Source organism: Geobacillus zalihae, assembly GCF_030414215.1.
Taxonomy (GTDB): Bacteria; Bacillota; Bacilli; order Bacillales; family Anoxybacillaceae; genus Geobacillus; species Geobacillus zalihae.
In genome coordinates, this window is sequence record NZ_CP129217.1 from 336,533 (window position 1) to 354,037 (window position 17,505).

A 17,505-nucleotide genomic window follows, 5' to 3' on the forward strand; every position below is an offset into this window, starting at 1 on the left:
ATGGAAACGGCGTTTGACGACAAGGCGAAAGAAGCGCTCGCCGCGCTGTTTGAGCAGTTTTGGATCATTCGCGACCAAGAGCCGGATTTGTACCAGCTCGTCCGTGAGCGCGAACATGTGTTGAAACGGTATGTGGAGGAGAAGTTTGGCTATCGGCTCATCGTTCACCGCTATTTTGCCAAGCTCGAGAAAATTCCCGCCGAACCGGAGCCGTGGATGGGAATCGAGTCGTTTCAAGAGCCGCTTGACTATGCGCTGTTTTGCTGCTTGATGGCGTATTTGGAAGGAAAAACGGTGGAAGAAAAGTTTTTGCTTTCTGACGTATGCGAAGAAATTCGCGCCATGTACCCGGGGGATCTACCGGTCGATTGGACGAACTACTCGCATCGGCGCTCGCTCATCCGCGTGTTGAAGACAGCGGAACAAATCGGACTCGTCCGCCGGATGGATGGGGAGATTGAGGCGTTCGCCCAGCATGTGGAGGAAGAGGCGCTGTACGAAGTGCCGGTGCTCGCCCGTTATTTTATGCGCACGTATCCGAAAGATTTGTTGCAATATGAATCGATCGACGAATTGCTCGCCGAGGAGTGGAAAGCCTCGCCGCAAGATTATCGGCGCCATCGCCTGTATCGGAAGCTGTTTTTATCCCCGGCGGTGCATCGGACGGAAGGGGACGAGCAAGACTTTTACTACTTGCGCAACTTCCGCCATCGGCTGCGCGATGACATCGAAGCGCATACGCCGTTTCGGTACGAGTTGTACAAAAACGCCGCCATGTTGACGCTGCCTGAGCGGCAGGCGCCGTACACGACATTTCCCGACCAGAAAGGAACGTCGGAGATCATCCTTCATTTTTCTGCCTTGGTGCGCGAGCGGCTTGGGGAATATCCGCCGGATGAATACGGCCGCATCCGGTTGACGTTTGAACAATTTTCCGCCTGGCTTGCCGATTGCCGGCGCCGTTACGGGGCGGGGTGGGGGAAAACGTACCGCGACATGTCGGCTGTCGAGCTTGTCCGCGAAATGCTTGCGGCGCTCAACGAATGGCGCATGGCCGATGTGGAGCACGACACCGGAATGATCGTCCTTTACCCGCTGCTCGGGCGGGTGTCGGGACGGTATCCAGATGATTTTGACGCGAAAGAGGGGGAGGAACATGGCGAATCCATGGGTGCTTCATCGCGCGGGGCTGATTAATTTTTGGTATTACGACGAGCAATACTTTCACTTCGCTGACGGCAAGCTGCTGTTGCGGGGAAGCAACGGGGCGGGCAAGTCGGTGACGATGCAAAGCTTGATCCCGGTGCTTTTAGACGGCAAGAAGACGCCCGATCGCCTCGATCCGTTCGGTTCACGGGCGCGGCGCATGGAAGACTACTTGCTTGGGGAAAAAGACGTCGTCAATCGCGATGAGCGGACGGGGTATTTGTTTTTAGAATATAAACGGAAAGAATCCGACCAATACGTCACAACGGGCATCGGCCTGCGCGCGAAGCGGCAAAAAAGCCTCGACTTTTGGGGGTTTGTCATGTTCGACAACCGCCGCATCGGCTATGACCTTCAGTTGTATAAACAAGAAAAAACAGGTGAAAAAATCCCGCTGACGAAACGCGAGCTCGCCGCATTGCTCGGTGCGGGCGGGACGGTCGTCGAGACGCAAAAAGAGTATATGGAGCTCGTGAACAAACATGTGTTTCGTTTTGAGACGATCGACGCGTTTCAAGAATTGATCGAACTGCTCATTCAACTGCGCAGCCCGAAGCTGTCGAAAGACTTTAAGCCGACGGTGATTTATGAGATTTTGGAAAGCTCGCTGCCTCCGTTGACCGATGACGAGCTCCGCCATTTATCCGAAACGATTGAAAACATGGACCAAGCCAAGCAGCAACTTGAGCAGCTCGAACGCGACGAACGGGCGTTGAAGCGTCTTTGCGATCAGTACCGCCTGTACAACGAATATATGATCGCCGAAAAGGCGGCAGAATACGTAAAAGCGGTCAAACAAGCGGAACAGCTCGCTGCTGAACAACACCGCCTTCACGATGAAGAAGAAAAGACGCGAAAGGCGCTTGATGAGCTTGAGGAGTCCATCACCCGCCTCGGCCGCGAGGAAGACGTGCTGCGAGCGCGCGAAATCGACTTGGCTGGCCATGAAGTGTTTCAGCAGGCGGAAAAGTATGAACAGCTGAAAGCCGAACGGCAGCGCCTAGAGGAGCGGCGGGAGCGGCACGAGCAGACGATTGCGGAAAAAGAACGGCAGGAACGTCAGCACCGCCGCCGCCTCGATGAAGCGGAAGCGCGGTTGGATGACCTTGAGCAGAAGCTTGAAGATGAGTTGGAGCAGTTGCGCATGGATGCCGAAGAAGGAGCGTTTCCCTTGCATGAAACGAACGAAGACGATTTTCACCGCCATCGCCAAAAGCAGCAGGAGTTTTCGTTTGCCGCTTGGAAGCAGGAAGCCGATCGTCATGTCGAACGGCTTGAGGGGCTGGCGCGCCTTTGGCGCAGGCATGACGAGGTGAAACGGCGCTATGAAGAAGCGAGCAGTGAGGCGGGCGAAAGGCGGCGGGAAATGGACGAATGGCGCCACCAGCAACGGAAATGGGAAGAGCTGTTCGAAGAGGAGAAAGAGCGGTTTGAACAAGCCGTGCTTGCCTGGGTCGAGCAGGGAGGAATCGACGTTTCCGAAACGGACATTCAGGCGTTTTTGCAACAAATGGGCGCCCTCTATGAGCAGTATTCGCTCGATGATTTGAAGCGCCCATTCGTGCAAGCGTATTACGATGCCGTCGGCAAGAAAAAGGATGAGAAATGGCGGCTCGAGCATGACATCCGTCTGTTGGAAGAAAAACGGGCAGAGCGCGAGGCCGAACTGCGTCAATGGCGGGAACAACGCGACCCCGAGCCTGAACGGGATGAACAAACCGTCGCCGCCCGGTTGGCGTTGGAGGAGAAAGGCATTCCGTTTGTCCCGTTTTATGCCGCGGTCGAATTTGTCGACGATGTGCCTGACGATGTGCGCGAGCGGATCGAATCGGCGCTTTCACACGCGGGGCTGCTTGACGCCCTCATTACCGCTCGCGAGATTGACGTCGCCTGCGATCGTGTGCTCACTCCGAACCCGGCTCATATGGCGCATACGCTCGCCGATTATTTGCGCCCCGACAAAGACGCCCCTGTGTCAATGGAACGGATCGACGAAGTGCTCCGAAGCATCATGATCACCGATGTGGAACAAGAAGGCGGCATGACGATCGATGAAACGGGGCGCTATTCGCTCGGCCTTGTGCGCGGCCATGCGCCGCGGAGATCGAAGGCGATGTTCATTGGCCGTGCGGCGCGCGAACGGTGGCGGCTTGAGAACATCGCGGCGCTGGAAGCCGAGATCGCCGCTGTGGGGCAAGAGATCGACCGTCTGCGCGGGGCGCATCAGGCGGTGGAAGCGGCCATCCAAGCGCTCGCCGACTGGTTGGCGTCCTTCCCATCGGACCGCGATGTGCGCACCGCGTTTGACGAAGCGCAAGAAGCGCGCCGCCAAGCCGAAAGCAAAGAACGGGAATGGAAGCGGCAAGAAGAAAAAGCCGCTCTCTTGGCGCGCGAATGGAAACAAATCAAACAACAGCTCCACGACGAGTCGGCCGAGCTCGATTTGGCCTTTACTTTAGACGGCTGTGAACAAGCCCAGCTCGCCATGAAATCGTACGTCCGCCATGTGCACGAACTCGAAGTGCTTTACCGCGAAACGCGCCATACCGAGGCGATGATCGCCCAACAGCGCGAGCGGCTCGCGGCGCTGGAAACGGAGATCGACGAAGCGAAAGGCGAACGAAATCGGCTTCGGGATGAAACCGAGCGGCTCGCCTTGCGAATCGCGGAGATGGAACGGACGCTCGCGCAAATGGGGGCGGATGACATTCGCGCCGAAATCGCCCGCATCCAAGAACGATTGGCGTTTTTGCGCCGCGAAATTCCGCGCCTTGTCAACGAACGGGCGCGCACGGAACAGCGGCTCATGCGCTTAGTCGAAGAGCGGGAAAAAGGGGCGCAGCGGGAAGCGTTCGCCCGCGAGCTCGCCGCGATGTGGGAAAAGTCGTTTGCCCGTGAAGCGGCGCTTGGGCTTGTGGATCTTGATCGTTCCCGCTCCCTCCTGGAGCAGGCGAAAGAAGCGAAACAACGGTACGAAGCAGTGTTAAAAGAGACGCGTTCCTCGCTTCTGGCGCGGCTGAACACCGTCTTTTTCCAAGAGTCGTCCAACTTGACCGAATACCGGGCGTCCTTCGAGCCGCTGGAAGAACAAACGAAGCCCGAATGGACCGCCGCTGCCCCAGACGATGAGATGGCCATGAAAGCCGCGGACTGGCGGGAGAAACAAGAACGGCACGTCATTTACCTCGACTACAAAGGCGAGCGCGCCACGCCGTTTGCGGTGCTGGCGGAAGTGGAGCGCGACATCGTCTTGCAGCACGAGTATATGAAAGAACAAGACCGCGAGCTGTATGAGGACGTCATTTTAAAATCAGTCGGCCGCATTTTGCGCAGCCGCATTCAGCGCGCCGAACGGTGGGTGAATGATATGAATAAACTGATGGGCGGCCTCGACACATCATCAGGGCTTGTGCTGTCCATTCAATGGAAGCCGAAAACGGCGGAGACGGAAGCGGAGCTCGATACGAAAGAATTGGTGCGCCTATTGCGGATCGATTCACGGCTGTTGAAAGAGGAAGATTTGCAGCGGGTGACGAACCATTTCCGCTCGAAAATCGCCCGCGCCCGCGAATTGCTTGAAGAGCGCGGCCAAGGCAGCACGCTCCATCAAATCATTAAAGAAGTGCTCGACTATCGGAAATGGTTTTCCTTCACTTTGTACTATGAAAAAACAAACGAGCCGAAACGCGAGCTGACGAACCACCGCTTTTACCAATTCAGCGGCGGGGAAAAGGCGATGGCGATGTACATTCCGCTTTTCGCCGCGGCGTATTCGCGCTACCAAGAAGCGGGCGATGACGCCCCGTACATCATCTCCCTTGACGAGGCGTTCGCCGGCGTTGACGAAAACAACATCCGCAACCTGTTCGGACTTGTCGAACAGCTCGGCTTTAACTACATCATGAACTCGCAGGCGCTTTGGGGCGACTACGACACCGTGCCCGCGTTGTCCATTTGCGAACTCGTCCGCCCGCGCAATGCGTCGTTTGTGACCGTCATTCATTACCGTTGGAACGGCCGCGTCAAACAGCTGATGGTCAATGATAAAGAATGGGAGACGATCGAGACGTGAGCACGGCCAAGGAGGCGGCTGCCTTTTTCCGATCCGAACCGGGCTTCAAGCGGCTGTTTGCCGAAATGAAACGCAAGTACGAGTCGCTCGGCCGCGTCGGCGGCGCGGTTTCATTGCAGTCGTTCTCCAAGGAAGAGCGGGAGTCGATCGCCGCCTTTTTCGGCAAAGACGTCTCCCGCGTCTCCCTTATCGCGTTTGAAAAACAGCTCGGACAGACGAGGTTTGCGGGCGTTGGGCTTGTCGAGCTGCTTGAACAGTACTTCGGCGCCCCGCTTGTCTCAAACAAAGAACGGCGCCAGGCGGAGGAAGAGGAACGGGATCGTTTTTTTGCGCGTCTGACCGAGGAGCATCATTGGGTTGAGTCGGTCCGCCCTCAGCGCTTCGTCCAAACGGCGTACGAAGCCGACCGCCGCAGCCTGGAGGAGGCCATCCGCCTTGTCGGCGCCGCCCTGGGCTACTTCCCGCTCCCGTCATACATGCGCCTCCCGCTCTTTGCCCAGCAAGTGGCGGGCGACCCGCACGCGTTCGATTTGTCCACGCTACCGGGGAGATTGTTGCTTTCGGCGTTGCAAGCGACCGTGCCCGGGGATTGGGACATGGCATCTGTAGAGAGCGTCAACGAGTTGCTCCAGTCCGTCGGCTTGCTCCGTGAGGATATCCTGAACTTTGTCACATGCGCCAACATTCTTGCTGAAACCAAGGACGGACCGCATCCTGTTTTCTCCGCTGCCTGGGAGGCGAACACGGCGCTGAACATGCCGCTTAGAGATGTGCTGTCGCTTGTCCGCGCCCGCCCTGCCCATGGGGGGACGGTGTACATTGTCGAAAACGCGGGCGTCTTTTCGACGCTGCTTGACACCCGCGCCCCGCTTGTCAGCACGAACGGGCAAATGAACTTGGCGACGATGAAGCTGCTCGATTTGCTCGCGGCTTCTGGCGCCAAGCTGTATTACTCCGGTGACTTCGACCCGGAAGGATTGGCCATGGCGGAGCGGATGCAGGAGCGGTACGGACCGTCCGTCACCCTTTGGCGCTTTTCCGTGGACGATTATAAGGCTGCCAACCCTGTCGTCGACCTCACCCCCGAGCGCCTCGCCAAGCTCGCGTCCGTAACGTCGACGCCGCTGCAGCCGCTGAAAGAGGAGATGGCGGAAACGAAAAAAGCGGGGTATCAAGAGGCAATTATCGGGAGGCTGACAGAGGATATCAACGGGTAGTCCATCCACGAGCCAGAGAAGGAGCCCGGAGCGATCGGGTCTCCTTCTCCAAAAGGAATTTTTGCGCATGCTCGTCCGTCTCGAGCTGGATGAAGCGAAACAGCGGCTGTTGTTCGGTTTTTTCGAGACGTATTTGCGGCTATCTGAAGAGGAGGAAGCAAAACCGCGACACGAGGTGAGCCAAATGGAAACGAAGGAAGCAAAGCGTGTGATGGAGCTCATCGTCTCATACGAACAGCGGGGGATGGAAAAGGGAATCCAACAAGGAATCGAACAGGGGTTAAAGCAAGGGATGAAGCAAGGACTCCAACAAGGAATCGAGGAAGGGAAGCTCGACGTGGTGAAGAGAATGATGGCGAAAGGGTACGATGCCGACACGATCCACGAACTGACCGGGATGCCGATGGAGAAGATTGAAAGGATGAAGGGGTAAGACGGCCCTTCGCCGTCAAGCTCCGCATTGTCGTCGACCTCCAATCGTGCAAAAACCCCTGGGGATCGACGACAATGTTCTTTTGCGCCAAAATCCTACAGCCAACACGGCTGAACGATATTGACAGAATATTTGAAACGTGATATTCTGAAAACAGCCAAAAGGGGAAAAGCTTGATTTTATGCGCATTGTGTGGGTTTTTATCGTACCTATGAGGGATTGAAACTATCTCCCTTTTCTCTTTCTTGTAAAGCTAAATCAGCGTTTTTATCGTACCTATGAGGGATTGAAACATACAAGAAGACCTAAGGTAGAATGACCAGAATGGAAGTTTTTATCGTACCTATGAGGGATTGAAACATTTTTGATTCTAGTATTTCAGAGACGATGGAAGCAATGTTTTTATCGTACCTATGAGGGATTGAAACATTTCTTCGCCGCGTTCCCAAAGGATTCGATAATATGTTTTTATCGTACCTATGAGGGATTGAAACTCAGGAGCCTCATTTTCATATCGGGGAACTGGATCAAGTTTTTATCGTACCTATGAGGGATTGAAACCGAAAAAAGGCAGTTCTCTGCCGTATAACAACAGCGTTTTTATCGTACCTACAAGGGATGAGACCTGTGCCGGTGTACCAAAATATTTGTGTTACCCGTGGTGCTAGTTGAGCGTTAGAACTCAACTAGCCCAAGTGTAACTAGGGAATAGGCTAACAATATGCCGTCGAGCGCTACTTCAAATCCGATCATGGAATTTGCTCGGATCCCTGTGATCCGGTATTGGTCAACCAGAACCGAGAACACCGTCTCGATCACTTTGCGTTTTTGTTGGATCCATTTCTCCTATGCTTCGGACCAGCAATGTTTCTGGTTTTTTCGAGACGGAGTCCAAAGCGCCATTTGGTACTCTTCGTACAGCCTTTTTTGCAACTCACGGCTGATGAATCCTTTGTCCCCAAAGTTATAGGGATGAGGAATTTGAGTCATCACGCTTTCAGCGGCGATACGATCATGGCAGGATGCTTCCGTTACCACATAGCCCATGGGCAACCCTTGATCGGTCACTTGAAGGTGCAGCTTCAACCCATAGTACCATTGCTTTTTGGAAGCGCAATACCCGATGTCTGCGATCTCTTGAAACCGTTTGACGCGATGCATTCTTGCGGTATGGCACAACGGGAGCGGCAAGCGGTCGACGACGGCATAGGCATGATGTTGGCCGCGTTTTGCTCACGACGGCGATCCATTTGATGGCGAAGTCAAGCGTCAGGCAACGGCGGTTGTACCGGGAACGTTCGAGAAACGAGCCATTTGTGAACAAATTTCCCGTGACAAAGCGATGCCATGCCCGTTCGGATGTCAAACCGAGCAACTTTCCTAAAAGATGAATCGCGATGACCACGGCGTCTTCCTGTTTGACCAAATGGCGGTTGCGACGCTGTAGGTACATCTGAATCGATGACAGTTGGGCAGAGACAAAAAAGAAAATGGCGGCATATTGCTTTTGAATCTTGGCTCGATCTGTAGTAAGTGGAGACGAATTTATTTTATAAGGGCAAAGGACGGCACTCAACAAGGAAGGACAGGATAAAATATGAGATTGACAATCACAATGAGCGGACGGCAAGGGCCTGTTTCCTTGCCTCTCTATTACCAACATTTGTTACAAGGGGTGGTGTATCGCTCGTTAGAGAATGAACAATTAGCCGCTTTTTTGCATGACAAAGGATTCCGTCACGGGAAACGGTCATTTAAACTTTTCACATTTAGCCGTTTATTTGGAACGCATCAAGTGAATCGAGAAAGGAAAACAATTCATTTTTTGGGGGATTTCCAATGGCATATCGACACCGTTCTCCCAGAACTGACTCAACAACTTGGGCAGCGATTCTTGTTGCAGAGAGAGATTGAGCTTTACGGACAGTTGATCGAAGTGAAAAGTGTCAAAATGGAGAACATCGACATACGTGAAAACGAAATGGACATTGTCATGCTCTCTCCGTTGACCGTATATAGCACATATGAAACGTTCGATGGAAGAAAGAAAACGCAATTTTTTGATCCCGATGATGAGGTGTTCCCCCACTTGATTGAATTGAATTTCCGTCATAAATATGAAGCATACTACGGTGTTCCGCCGACGGAAAGGCTATTGATCGAGCCGATTCATGTTCATCATCGTCATCGTGTGGTGACGATGTTCAAGAATATATATATTACAGGATGGCTTGGCTATTACCGCCTCTGTTCTTCGCCAGAACAGTTGACATTTTTATATCATGTTGGTCTAGGTGGCCGAAATTCACAAGGATTTGGCATGTTTCGCCTCAAAAGTGGATAAACGAGTCATGGGATTGTCGTCGACCTCCAATCGTGCAAAAATCCCGGGGGATCGACGACAATGGTTTTTGGTGGTTCAGACTTACAGCCATCGAGGTTGAAGGTTATTGACAGAATTTTTGAAATGTGGTATTCTGAAAACAGCGCTAGATCGAAATGCTTGATGCAACAAGCATTTTTGGGGTTTTTATCGTACCTATGAGGGATTGAAACTCTCGTTTTGTTTACTGTCATGATTTCTTCCATGAGTTTTTATCGTACCTATGAGGGATTGAAACCTTGTACATATCTTGATTTTTCTCCCTCGATAACTTCGGGTTTTTATCGTACCTATGAGGGATTGAAACCTTGTACATATCTTGATTTTTCTCCCTCGATAACTTCGGGTTTTTATCGTACCTATGAGGGATTGAAACCAATTAATTTATTTTCTTCTTTTACGCAAGGAAAAACGTTTTTATCGTACCTATGAGGGATTGAAACTTTTTGCTTGCGGCGGTCAAGCCAATCTATGATGTTTTTATCGTATCCACAAGGAACTGAACCCTCTTCATCTTCGCGCGCAGGTGTGATGGGGGGCTCGTTGTTGTCGCAGAGTTAGTTCAGACCACATCTCTCATTTGCTTCGTTTGCGGTGATGAAGCATTGTGCGTAACGGATGGGCGCCTGCGGAACAGGCAGTACAGCATTCTAAGTTGGGCAAAGGCATTTCTAGTCTCACGGGTTGCCTTTCTAAGTGACGGGAGAAAAAAATAAGATGGCAGCGATCTATGTTGGCGGCATCTTTCGATCGAGGGAATCCCTTCTGAGCAGGGGATTCTTTTTTTGTGTTTCGTCCTCCGACGTTGTTTTGCGTCGCTCCTTAAAAGGGGGAAGCAACGGAAAAACCAGCTGGAAGAGACGCTCTTTTACTTTCGAGGGCCCTTGTTATTTTCCATTCGCCTTCGTGAAGTTGGGTGGAAAATTCGTTTTTCACCCGTCTCTTCAGTGGGAAAATGTTTGAAATTGTTAAAAATATCCTCCTCTATAATTGAAAAATAGGATATAATTGATATAAACATAGCTATATTTTCCTGAGATGAAAGAAATATGGAGGGGAAGGGCGGTTGTACCAGCATATTGTTGTAACGTGTGGTGTGTCGTTGCTGACAGGAAACAGGAACGTTTTCTCGATGAATCGGGATGAAATCATGGGGGAGATTCGTCCTTGGTTGAGCGCGACCAACATCGACGAGGAAAAACAACGAAAAATTGATGAATGGATTCGCCATGCCGGGCAGTTTGCTCATGAGGCCGCCCGAGATCCCAATCGTGTGTCGGCGGAATATTCGATGATTTACGAACTTCGTAGACAAGGGAAATTGGCGGAAAGGCCGACGGTCGTTCTCATTGTGACGGAAACGGTTGGGGGACGGATTGTGGAAGCCATCTTGACGAGGTTGCTTGAGGAGGACTTTCAAGCAAATGTCCGCATTATATATGTGGACGTTGATGTGAACCATCCGAGACGGATGCAGGAGACATTGGGAGAGTACATGTGGAAGGTGGCGGATGCTCTCTCCCACGGGGAACCGTCAACAACTTGTTTTGCGCCGATTGGCGGGTATAAAGTGATGACATCGTTGGGCTACATCGTCGGGGCATTTCTGCACTATCCGACAGCTTATATGCATGAGGACGGCCAAGTGTTACATGAGATTCCTCCTGTGCCGATACATATTGATGAGCAATTTGTTCATGATCACTTTGATCTGTTGCGGAAATGCCAAAAGGACATGGTTGATGCGGATTCGCTTTCTTACCGCGAAAAACAATGTATTCTTCAATATCCGTTTTTGTTCCAGCAAGAGGATGGTCTTGTGTATTTAAGTGCATTTGGACAATTTTTGTTTGAACATGAAAAATATAAACATTTGTTTGCGACCACGTACCTTGTATCCAAACAAGTCGCCAATATGTTGCAACACAATCATCACCAGTTGCTGTTTGTGCACCAACAAATGCGGGAGCTGGTAAAGAAGCTGAAGCATGAAGAGGGAGACATGGGCGTTTTGTACCACGAAAAGTCATTCAAAACGATTGATGTCCGAAAAGTGAAATATCACTTGTACAAAGGAGCGAGCAACGGACAGACGGCGTTTCGCCTTGCTTACCGATACGATGAAAAAGAAGATTGCTTGTATGCCAACTATTTATGGCTTGACCATAACCGATATGAGCGGGAAGCGGAAAGAGGAAAAGGGATTTATGAAGAGGATTCTGAGTTTATCGATATCACGAAACAATTGGCGGGAGTGGGGAGATAAGCGTGGGGAGAAGGGTATTGTTGTCGTTTCTTGGATTGAGCGATTATGAATATTGTTATTACACATACGAGGGCAAATCGTCTTCTTATACGCGTTTTATCCAGACAGCGGTGTATGAGTTGTTTCGCGGGGATGGACCGATGGATGTGGTGGTGTTTGCGACGAAAGAAGCGCGGGAGCGGAATGGGCGAGACCGCTTCAAAGGGGAGGAGCGGCTGGAGGGCTTGATCACCGCTTTTCAGCGCATCGCTCCTGAGGCGAATGTGAAGCTCGTGGAAATGGAAAGCCGTCAGGATGAACAGGCCAATTGGCGGTTGTTTGACTGCATTCTGAATGAAATTCGGGAAGGGGATACGATTTATTTTGACATCACCCACAGTTTCCGTTCCATCCCGTTTGTCGCGCTCATCGTGTTGAACTACGCCCGCTTTGTGAAAAAAACGGACATTGGCGCGATCGTTTACGGCTGGTTTGAAATGCTTGGGCGTCCAGCCGATGTCAAACAGTTGCCTCCAGAACGGCGGTTGGCGCCGATTGTCAATTTGACAAGCATGGCGAGGCTGCTCGATTGGACGAACGGGGTCGATCAATTTTTGCGCACGGGGGATGCCTCCATCATCCAGGCGCTGACCGCGAAAGAAAACAGCGAAGTGTTCCGCAATCCGTCTTCGAGCCAGACAATGCGAAACGAAGTGAAAGAATTAAATCAGTTGACGAAGCAGCTTGATCAGACGGAAAAAGTGATCCGCACGTGCCGAAGCTTGCAAATCGATGAAGAAGTGCAGAAATTTCATGAACAGCTCGGCCGCGTTCGCTCAGCGTCGGCGGAAGCGATTAAACCGCTTGTCCCATTGTTGGATGTGATGGAGAAAAAGTATGCGATGTTTGATGATGATCCGATCATGAACAGTTGGAAGGCTGTGCGTTGGTGTTTGGACCACGGATTGATTCAGCAGGCGCTGACGATGTTGGAGGAAAATGCGGTGACGGCCGTTTGCCGGGTGTTGGGGCTTGATTTGCGGAATGAGAAGGCCCGGGGAGATGTTCATTCGGCTATTGAAATTTTATTGCGAGATATTCCGAAAGAGGAATGGCGCGTTCGTTCCGTAGAGCGGGTTGAACAAATAATCGATTTCTTGTCTCCTTATAAGGGCGACTTAAAACGATTTAGCACGCTTAAGGAGCGGCGCAACGACATCAATCATGCTGGGGCGCGGCCGCAACCGCTAAAGGCGGAAAAGTTTTGGCCCGATGCGGAGCAGTCGTTCCGAGAACTTGGTGCGTTTTTTGAACGCATGTCAGCGCTCGCAAAAACGATGCAAATCTCAAAGGAGAATGCGTGATGGCCTATCAGGAAAGCGGGGCAACAGCTGTTGTTCAGTCGTCATATCCGCTTGTTCTCTTGACGCCGGCCGCCATTCACGGCGCTGATCCGAGGGGGAAGGCGGAGTTTCGCCTTCCGTCGTTGCGGGGGGTATGGAGGTACTGGTGGCGGACGTTGCAGGATGAACCTCATCACGAAAAGTTGCTTGCCAAGGAGGAAGAGTGGTTTGGCGGCACGAGGAAAACAAAGCAGCAATCGCCTGTCCATCTAACGTTGGCAAGAGCGATGGAAGGGACAATGAGAGAAAATATTTTGCCGCATCGTACGTCTCCAACGTTTGTTCCGGCGCTTCCTGCCGGCGGGGAGGTGACCGTGACGCTCTCGGTGCGGAAGCGTCATCAAGAGCGATTGGCGCAATATGATTGGCACTTTCAATATATGCTTCACCTCGCCAGCTTCGGGCAGCGGTCGCGCCGCGGATTCGGAGCTGTCCAATGGACGGAGCATCAATGGGATCACGTTGAGGAATACGGTGAAAGTTTGCGTATGACGCTAGAACGCATCGGGGCGGCGGATGCGTTTTCCTTTGCGGAGCGCGGCTGCCTTGTGGCACGACGTGAAGACATCGCAACACCTCATCCGGTATTGTCCGCGGTGTGGGTTGGAGAAGGAAAAGAGAGCGCGGCGGAAGTGGTGAAGGCGTTTGGCAGGGCATCGCATGAAGCGAATCGTTATGGCAACCTAGGATATATGAGGGGGAAAGAAGGAAAGCTTTCTTCCCCGTTATGGTGCACGGTGAGGAAAATCGGAGGCCGCTACTATCCGATTGTAACAGAAGTGAGAAACCATGACTCGCGCTACAGCGAGCCGCGCTATGAGCGAGATCGAAACCGGTTTTTAGAGATCGTTGGGGTGAGGATATGACCAATCGCTATATCGTCATTTTTACGGTCGGGCCTGTGCAGTCGTTTATCGCTTCAGCCCGCAAAACGGAAGATTTTTGGAGCGGAAGTTATATTTTGTCCCATTTGGTGCGAGAGGCGATCAAACAGTTTTACCAGTTGGATGCCAACTGTGAAGTCGTATACCCGCTCGTCACAAGGGAGGAGTTGCGGTCGCCATCTGCGCGGGATTTTCGCATTGCTTCGATCCCGAACCGCGTGACGGTGGTGATGGAGGGAACAGAAGAAAAGGTTGGCGGCTGGCTGCGCGAAGTGGAGGACAATGTTCGCCAAGTGTTTCTGGACTTCTGCTTTCAAGCCATTCGACGCGTGTTTCCACATCTCACTGCCGAAGAGTATGAATGGCTGGAGATGATGGTGGAACAGCAAGTGCAGTCGTTTTTAGAAGTGTACTGGGTCGCTGAACCGTATGAGCCGTCCGCTTCGTTCCGGACCGTGCGTGAACGCGCCGAACGGCGGTTGGGGGCGCTGAAAAATGAGAAGCATTACATTCCTGTTTCCCAATTCGGCCTTGTTTGTTCCGTCTGCAAGGAAAGGGAGGCGCTGCGGCTTGCCGAGATCAAGGAAACGGATCATTACGGTGAGATCAAGCGGAAAACGCTCCACCTTTGGAAGCGGCGGGCGGAGAAATTTCAAGGAGCTGGAGGCGAAGAAGACGACCGCCGCTCGGGACGAATCAAGGACAACGAATTTTTATGCGGCATTTGCTTAGGCAAACGGGTGGCCCGCGATTACTTCTCCACTTTGTTTGGCGCTTCGGTTTTGTCGTTTCCGTCTGTTCTCGAGATCGGAGCGGGCGATTATTACGCCGTGCTCATGATGGACGGGGACAACATGGGGAAATGGTTCTCCGGGGAACGGAAAGAGGAGTATAGTCAAACGAGCCAAAAACTGGCCCGGTTTGCGAAGGAAATCGTTCCGCGGATTGTCGAAGAACAGTGCCGCGGCAAGCTCGTTTATGCAGGGGGGGATGACGTCCTTGCCTTCCTGCCGACCGAGACGGTGCTGAAAGCGGCTGAGGAGCTCCGATTGGCGTTTGGCGATGAACGGAAAGGATTAGGTCATGGAGCGACCGCCTCGTTTGGCGTGGTCATCGCTCACAAAAAGTCGCCGCTCCATCTCGTTCTTAACGCTGTCAGAGCGTTGGAGAAAAAGGCGAAACAGTATTCCAACGACAAGACGGGGCAGCGAAAGGACGCCCTTGCTTTAGCGCTTCACACCCGCTCTGGCGAGATTTCGGAAGCGGTTCTCCCATGGATGATTGGAGGAGAGAAGGTTTCACAATTATTGGATCAATGGATTAATCTGTTGAAAACATCCCTGTCGCCGAACTTTATTTTTCATTTCGCTTCCGCGTTTGCCCCGCTGCTGCATGAGCGGCACTGCCCTAAATGGGAGAATGGCGACATGCTCGCGACAGAGCTTCGGCGTTTGCTTAAGCGGTCTGTAAAAGAGGGAAGCCATCTGAGCGCCCAAGAGATCGCCCATCACACGCAAGTTCTTTTGTCTTTGCATGAAGCGGTTCGCAGCGGCTATGACTTTTTGTATCTGTTAAAGATATTGACCTTTTTCAAACGGAGCGAGGGGAACGGGCAATGACAAAATTAGTCTTGACACCGGTAGACACGTTTTTCTTTAAAAACCATCATGCGACGCAAGCGGGGGAGGCGACGGTGATGGAGTCGATATTCCCTCCGCGCCCGAATACGATTTACGGCGCGTTGCGGGCGGCGTACATTTATGCGTACAGCACGTTTGACGATTTTACGAGGGGCAGTGATGAACAGGTGAGGAGATGGATGGGCACCCCGACTGAGCGGGGGCAGTTCTGTCTCCATTATTGCACGCTGGTGAAAGAAGACGTCTTGTTCTTTCCCCTGCCCTTTGATTATCAAGTCATAGAGGAGGAAAAATCGCTCAAAGCGTATCCATTGCGGCTTGTCAAAGACCGAAAGCCTTCATCATCTGCTTCGATGTGGCGTCTGGCTTCTTCGCGGCGTGACAAAACGAAAAGTCCGCAGCACTATTACGTCCCGATGGAGGAATGGAAGCAGGCGCTTCTGGAGAATAAGCCAATCTCTTCCCTTTGTTCATTGTCATCGTTCATCGCTCGGGAAGATAAGGTGGGAATTCAACTCGACACGTCCAGCCGAACAGCCCAAAAGGGGCTTTTATACCGGGTGGCGAAAGGGCGTTTTGTAGACGGGGCGTCCCTTGTCGCTTTCGTCGGTGATGGACCGGATTTCTCTGATGTCAAGTGGGCGCGGATCGGCGGGGAAAACCGGCCGTGGTCTATCCGCCAGCAGCCGGAAACGCTTCGTATATGGAATCCAGACGAGAAAAAGGGGATTGAACAAGACATTCAGCGGACAAAGCTGGCGAAAATCGTCTTTTTGTCTCCAGCTATTTTCTCGAACGGATCCCGTCCAGCGGCAATGGACGGCGATCAGTGGACATGGCCGAACGGGGCGGTCGTCACTTGGCTTGCCGCTTCCATCGGACGTCCGGAGTTGTACGGGGGATGGGACATCGTCCGCCATCGGCCAAAACCGCGGAAATGGATGATCCCAGCCGGTTCGGTCATCTATGTGAAGATCGAACGCGACGATGCTTTGCCGCTTGTCCTCTCCGCCCTTGACGGCGTTCATCTCACCGATGAAGGGGCGGAGGAAGGGTTTGGGTTTGCGGTGATCACGAGTGCGAAAGAAAGCGAGGAGGAGTTGTAATGTATTCGATCGTACGGCCTTTTCTTATGCATGCCATTACGTCTGTCCATGCGGGGAGCGGGAGCGAGATCGGGTTTGTCGACTTGCCTATTCAGCGAGAGAAGCATACAGGATTTCCAAAAATCGAAAGCTCCTCGCTCAAAGGGGCGCTTCGATATCATATGACAGAGTCGCTTCCTGAAGATGGGAAGAATCCTGAACGGAAGAAGCTTGAACTGATTTTCGGCGCGGACAAAGGACAGGAAAGCGTCACACAAGCGAGCGCCATTGCTCTGAGTGATGCACGCGTTTTGCTGTTTCCGGTTAAATCGCTTCGCGGCGTATTTGCTTGGATTACGTGCCCGTTTGTGATTGAGCGGTGGAATCAAGAGATGAGCGTTCATCAGCAATCGATCGGGAAAGAAGTTCAACTTCTTCCGATGCCCGCACCGAACACGGTCAGTTCCGACCGGTTGATGGCGGTCAATGGACGCATTGTGTTGGAGGAGTATGCGTTTTCGGTCACCGTCTCTTCTGAAGCGAAACAGTTGGCGGAACAACTTGCCGCCCTCCTTGGGGAGCATTGCCGCCTGCGTCTTGTAGATCGACTCGTTGTTCTCTCCGATGACGATTTCACGGATTTCGTCAAATTGTCGACCGAAATTAACGCGCGCATTCGCATTTCACCGGAGACAGGGACCGTTGACAACGGTGCGCTCTGGTATGAGGAAAATGTTCCGCCAGAAACGGTTTTTTACAGTTTCCTCTACATTGGTGATGTACGGGGAGACGGAATAGACGGTCTTGCGAAGGCTGCGGATATTGAACAGTACTTTGTGAATGAAAACAAATTTCCATCCGTCTTTCAGCTTGGCGGGAACAGTACATTAGGCCGCGGAATGATGAGAACGATTTGGGTGTGAACGGAGGAGAAGCC

Annotated in this window: 10 protein-coding genes, 2 pseudogenes and 1 CRISPR repeat array; of the genes and pseudogenes, 11 read left to right on the forward strand and 1 reads right to left on the reverse strand. The window is 52.4% G+C overall.

Annotated features, from left to right (window positions below):
- The 4 genes and pseudogenes from QWV57_RS01785 to QWV57_RS01800 form a co-directional block, all read left to right on the forward strand.
- Complete coding sequence (locus tag QWV57_RS01785; RefSeq protein ID WP_301100206.1) at positions 1 to 1,197, forward strand: TIGR02678 family protein; 1,197 nt, start codon at positions 1 to 3, stop codon at positions 1,195 to 1,197.
- A complete protein-coding gene (locus QWV57_RS01790) occupies positions 1,157 to 5,278 on the forward strand; it encodes a TIGR02680 family protein (RefSeq protein ID WP_301100207.1) in 4,122 nt (1,373 codons plus the stop codon). The genes QWV57_RS01785 and QWV57_RS01790 overlap by 41 nt, the downstream gene beginning before the upstream one ends.
- On the forward strand, positions 5,275 to 6,495 hold the full coding sequence (locus QWV57_RS01795) for a TIGR02679 family protein (protein ID WP_015373841.1): 1,221 nt from the start codon (positions 5,275 to 5,277) through the stop codon (positions 6,493 to 6,495). Before QWV57_RS01790 ends, QWV57_RS01795 begins: the two co-directional genes overlap by 4 nt.
- A gap of 49 nt (positions 6,496 to 6,544) precedes the next feature.
- A pseudogene (locus tag QWV57_RS01800) lies at positions 6,545 to 6,928 on the forward strand (RpnC/YadD family protein); the annotation flags it as partial.
- A 196-nt stretch (positions 6,929 to 7,124) separates the two neighbouring features.
- Positions 7,125 to 7,554: a CRISPR direct-repeat array (repeat unit 30 nt; unit sequence GTTTTTATCGTACCTATGAGGGATTGAAAC).
- 49 nt (positions 7,555 to 7,603) lie between these two features.
- On the opposite strand, the pseudogene QWV57_RS01805 reads toward QWV57_RS01800, so the two are convergent.
- Positions 7,604 to 8,477 (reverse strand): annotated as a pseudogene (locus QWV57_RS01805) (IS982 family transposase).
- Between the two features lie 48 nt (positions 8,478 to 8,525).
- Here QWV57_RS01805 and cas6 point away from each other — a divergent pair.
- The 7 genes from cas6 to cmr4 all read left to right on the forward strand — a co-directional run bounded on the left by cas6 (position 8,526) and on the right by cmr4 (position 17,491).
- Positions 8,526 to 9,272, forward strand: a complete 747-nt coding sequence (gene cas6, locus QWV57_RS01810) for a CRISPR-associated endoribonuclease Cas6 (RefSeq protein WP_015373843.1) — start codon at positions 8,526 to 8,528, stop codon at positions 9,270 to 9,272.
- 1,105 nt (positions 9,273 to 10,377) lie between these two features.
- Positions 10,378 to 11,577, forward strand: coding sequence for a CRISPR-associated protein (locus QWV57_RS01815; RefSeq protein ID WP_081212710.1), 1,200 nt, complete (start codon positions 10,378 to 10,380; stop codon positions 11,575 to 11,577).
- Between the two features lie 2 nt (positions 11,578 to 11,579).
- Positions 11,580 to 12,920, forward strand: coding sequence for a TIGR02221 family CRISPR-associated protein (gene csx2 / locus QWV57_RS01820; protein ID WP_015373845.1), 1,341 nt, complete (start codon positions 11,580 to 11,582; stop codon positions 12,918 to 12,920).
- Positions 12,920 to 13,825 carry an RAMP superfamily CRISPR-associated protein gene (locus tag QWV57_RS01825; RefSeq protein ID WP_301100208.1) on the forward strand — a complete coding sequence of 302 codons (906 nt, stop codon included), beginning with the start codon at positions 12,920 to 12,922 and terminating at the stop codon, positions 13,823 to 13,825. Before csx2 ends, QWV57_RS01825 begins: the two co-directional genes overlap by 1 nt.
- Positions 13,822 to 15,462: a type III-B CRISPR-associated protein Cas10/Cmr2 gene (cas10, locus tag QWV57_RS01830; protein WP_301100209.1), complete on the forward strand. Its 1,641-nt coding sequence runs from the start codon at positions 13,822 to 13,824 to the stop codon at positions 15,460 to 15,462. The genes QWV57_RS01825 and cas10 overlap by 4 nt, the downstream gene beginning before the upstream one ends.
- Positions 15,459 to 16,589 (forward strand): type III-B CRISPR module-associated protein Cmr3, encoded by a 1,131-nt coding sequence (gene cmr3, locus QWV57_RS01835; protein ID WP_301100210.1) that lies wholly within the window; start codon positions 15,459 to 15,461, stop codon positions 16,587 to 16,589. Before cas10 ends, cmr3 begins: the two co-directional genes overlap by 4 nt.
- Positions 16,589 to 17,491, forward strand: a complete 903-nt coding sequence (gene cmr4 / locus QWV57_RS01840; RefSeq protein WP_081132784.1) for a type III-B CRISPR module RAMP protein Cmr4 — start codon at positions 16,589 to 16,591, stop codon at positions 17,489 to 17,491. Before cmr3 ends, cmr4 begins: the two co-directional genes overlap by 1 nt.
- Positions 17,492 to 17,505: the final 14 nt, after the last annotated feature.

Coding starts and splice junctions, on each gene's coding strand:
- QWV57_RS01785 (WP_301100206.1), top strand. CDS start 1: ATGGAAACGGCGTTTGACGACAAGGCGAAAGAAGCGCTCGCCGCGCTG.
- cmr3 (WP_301100210.1), top strand. CDS start 15,459: ATGACAAAATTAGTCTTGACACCGGTAGACACGTTTTTCTTTAAAAAC.
- cas6 (WP_015373843.1), top strand. CDS start 8,526: ATGAGATTGACAATCACAATGAGCGGACGGCAAGGGCCTGTTTCCTTG.
- cas10 (WP_301100209.1), top strand. CDS start 13,822: ATGACCAATCGCTATATCGTCATTTTTACGGTCGGGCCTGTGCAGTCG.
- QWV57_RS01825 (WP_301100208.1), top strand. CDS start 12,920: ATGGCCTATCAGGAAAGCGGGGCAACAGCTGTTGTTCAGTCGTCATAT.
- QWV57_RS01790 (WP_301100207.1), top strand. CDS start 1,157: ATGGCGAATCCATGGGTGCTTCATCGCGCGGGGCTGATTAATTTTTGG.
- cmr4 (WP_081132784.1), top strand. CDS start 16,589: ATGTATTCGATCGTACGGCCTTTTCTTATGCATGCCATTACGTCTGTC.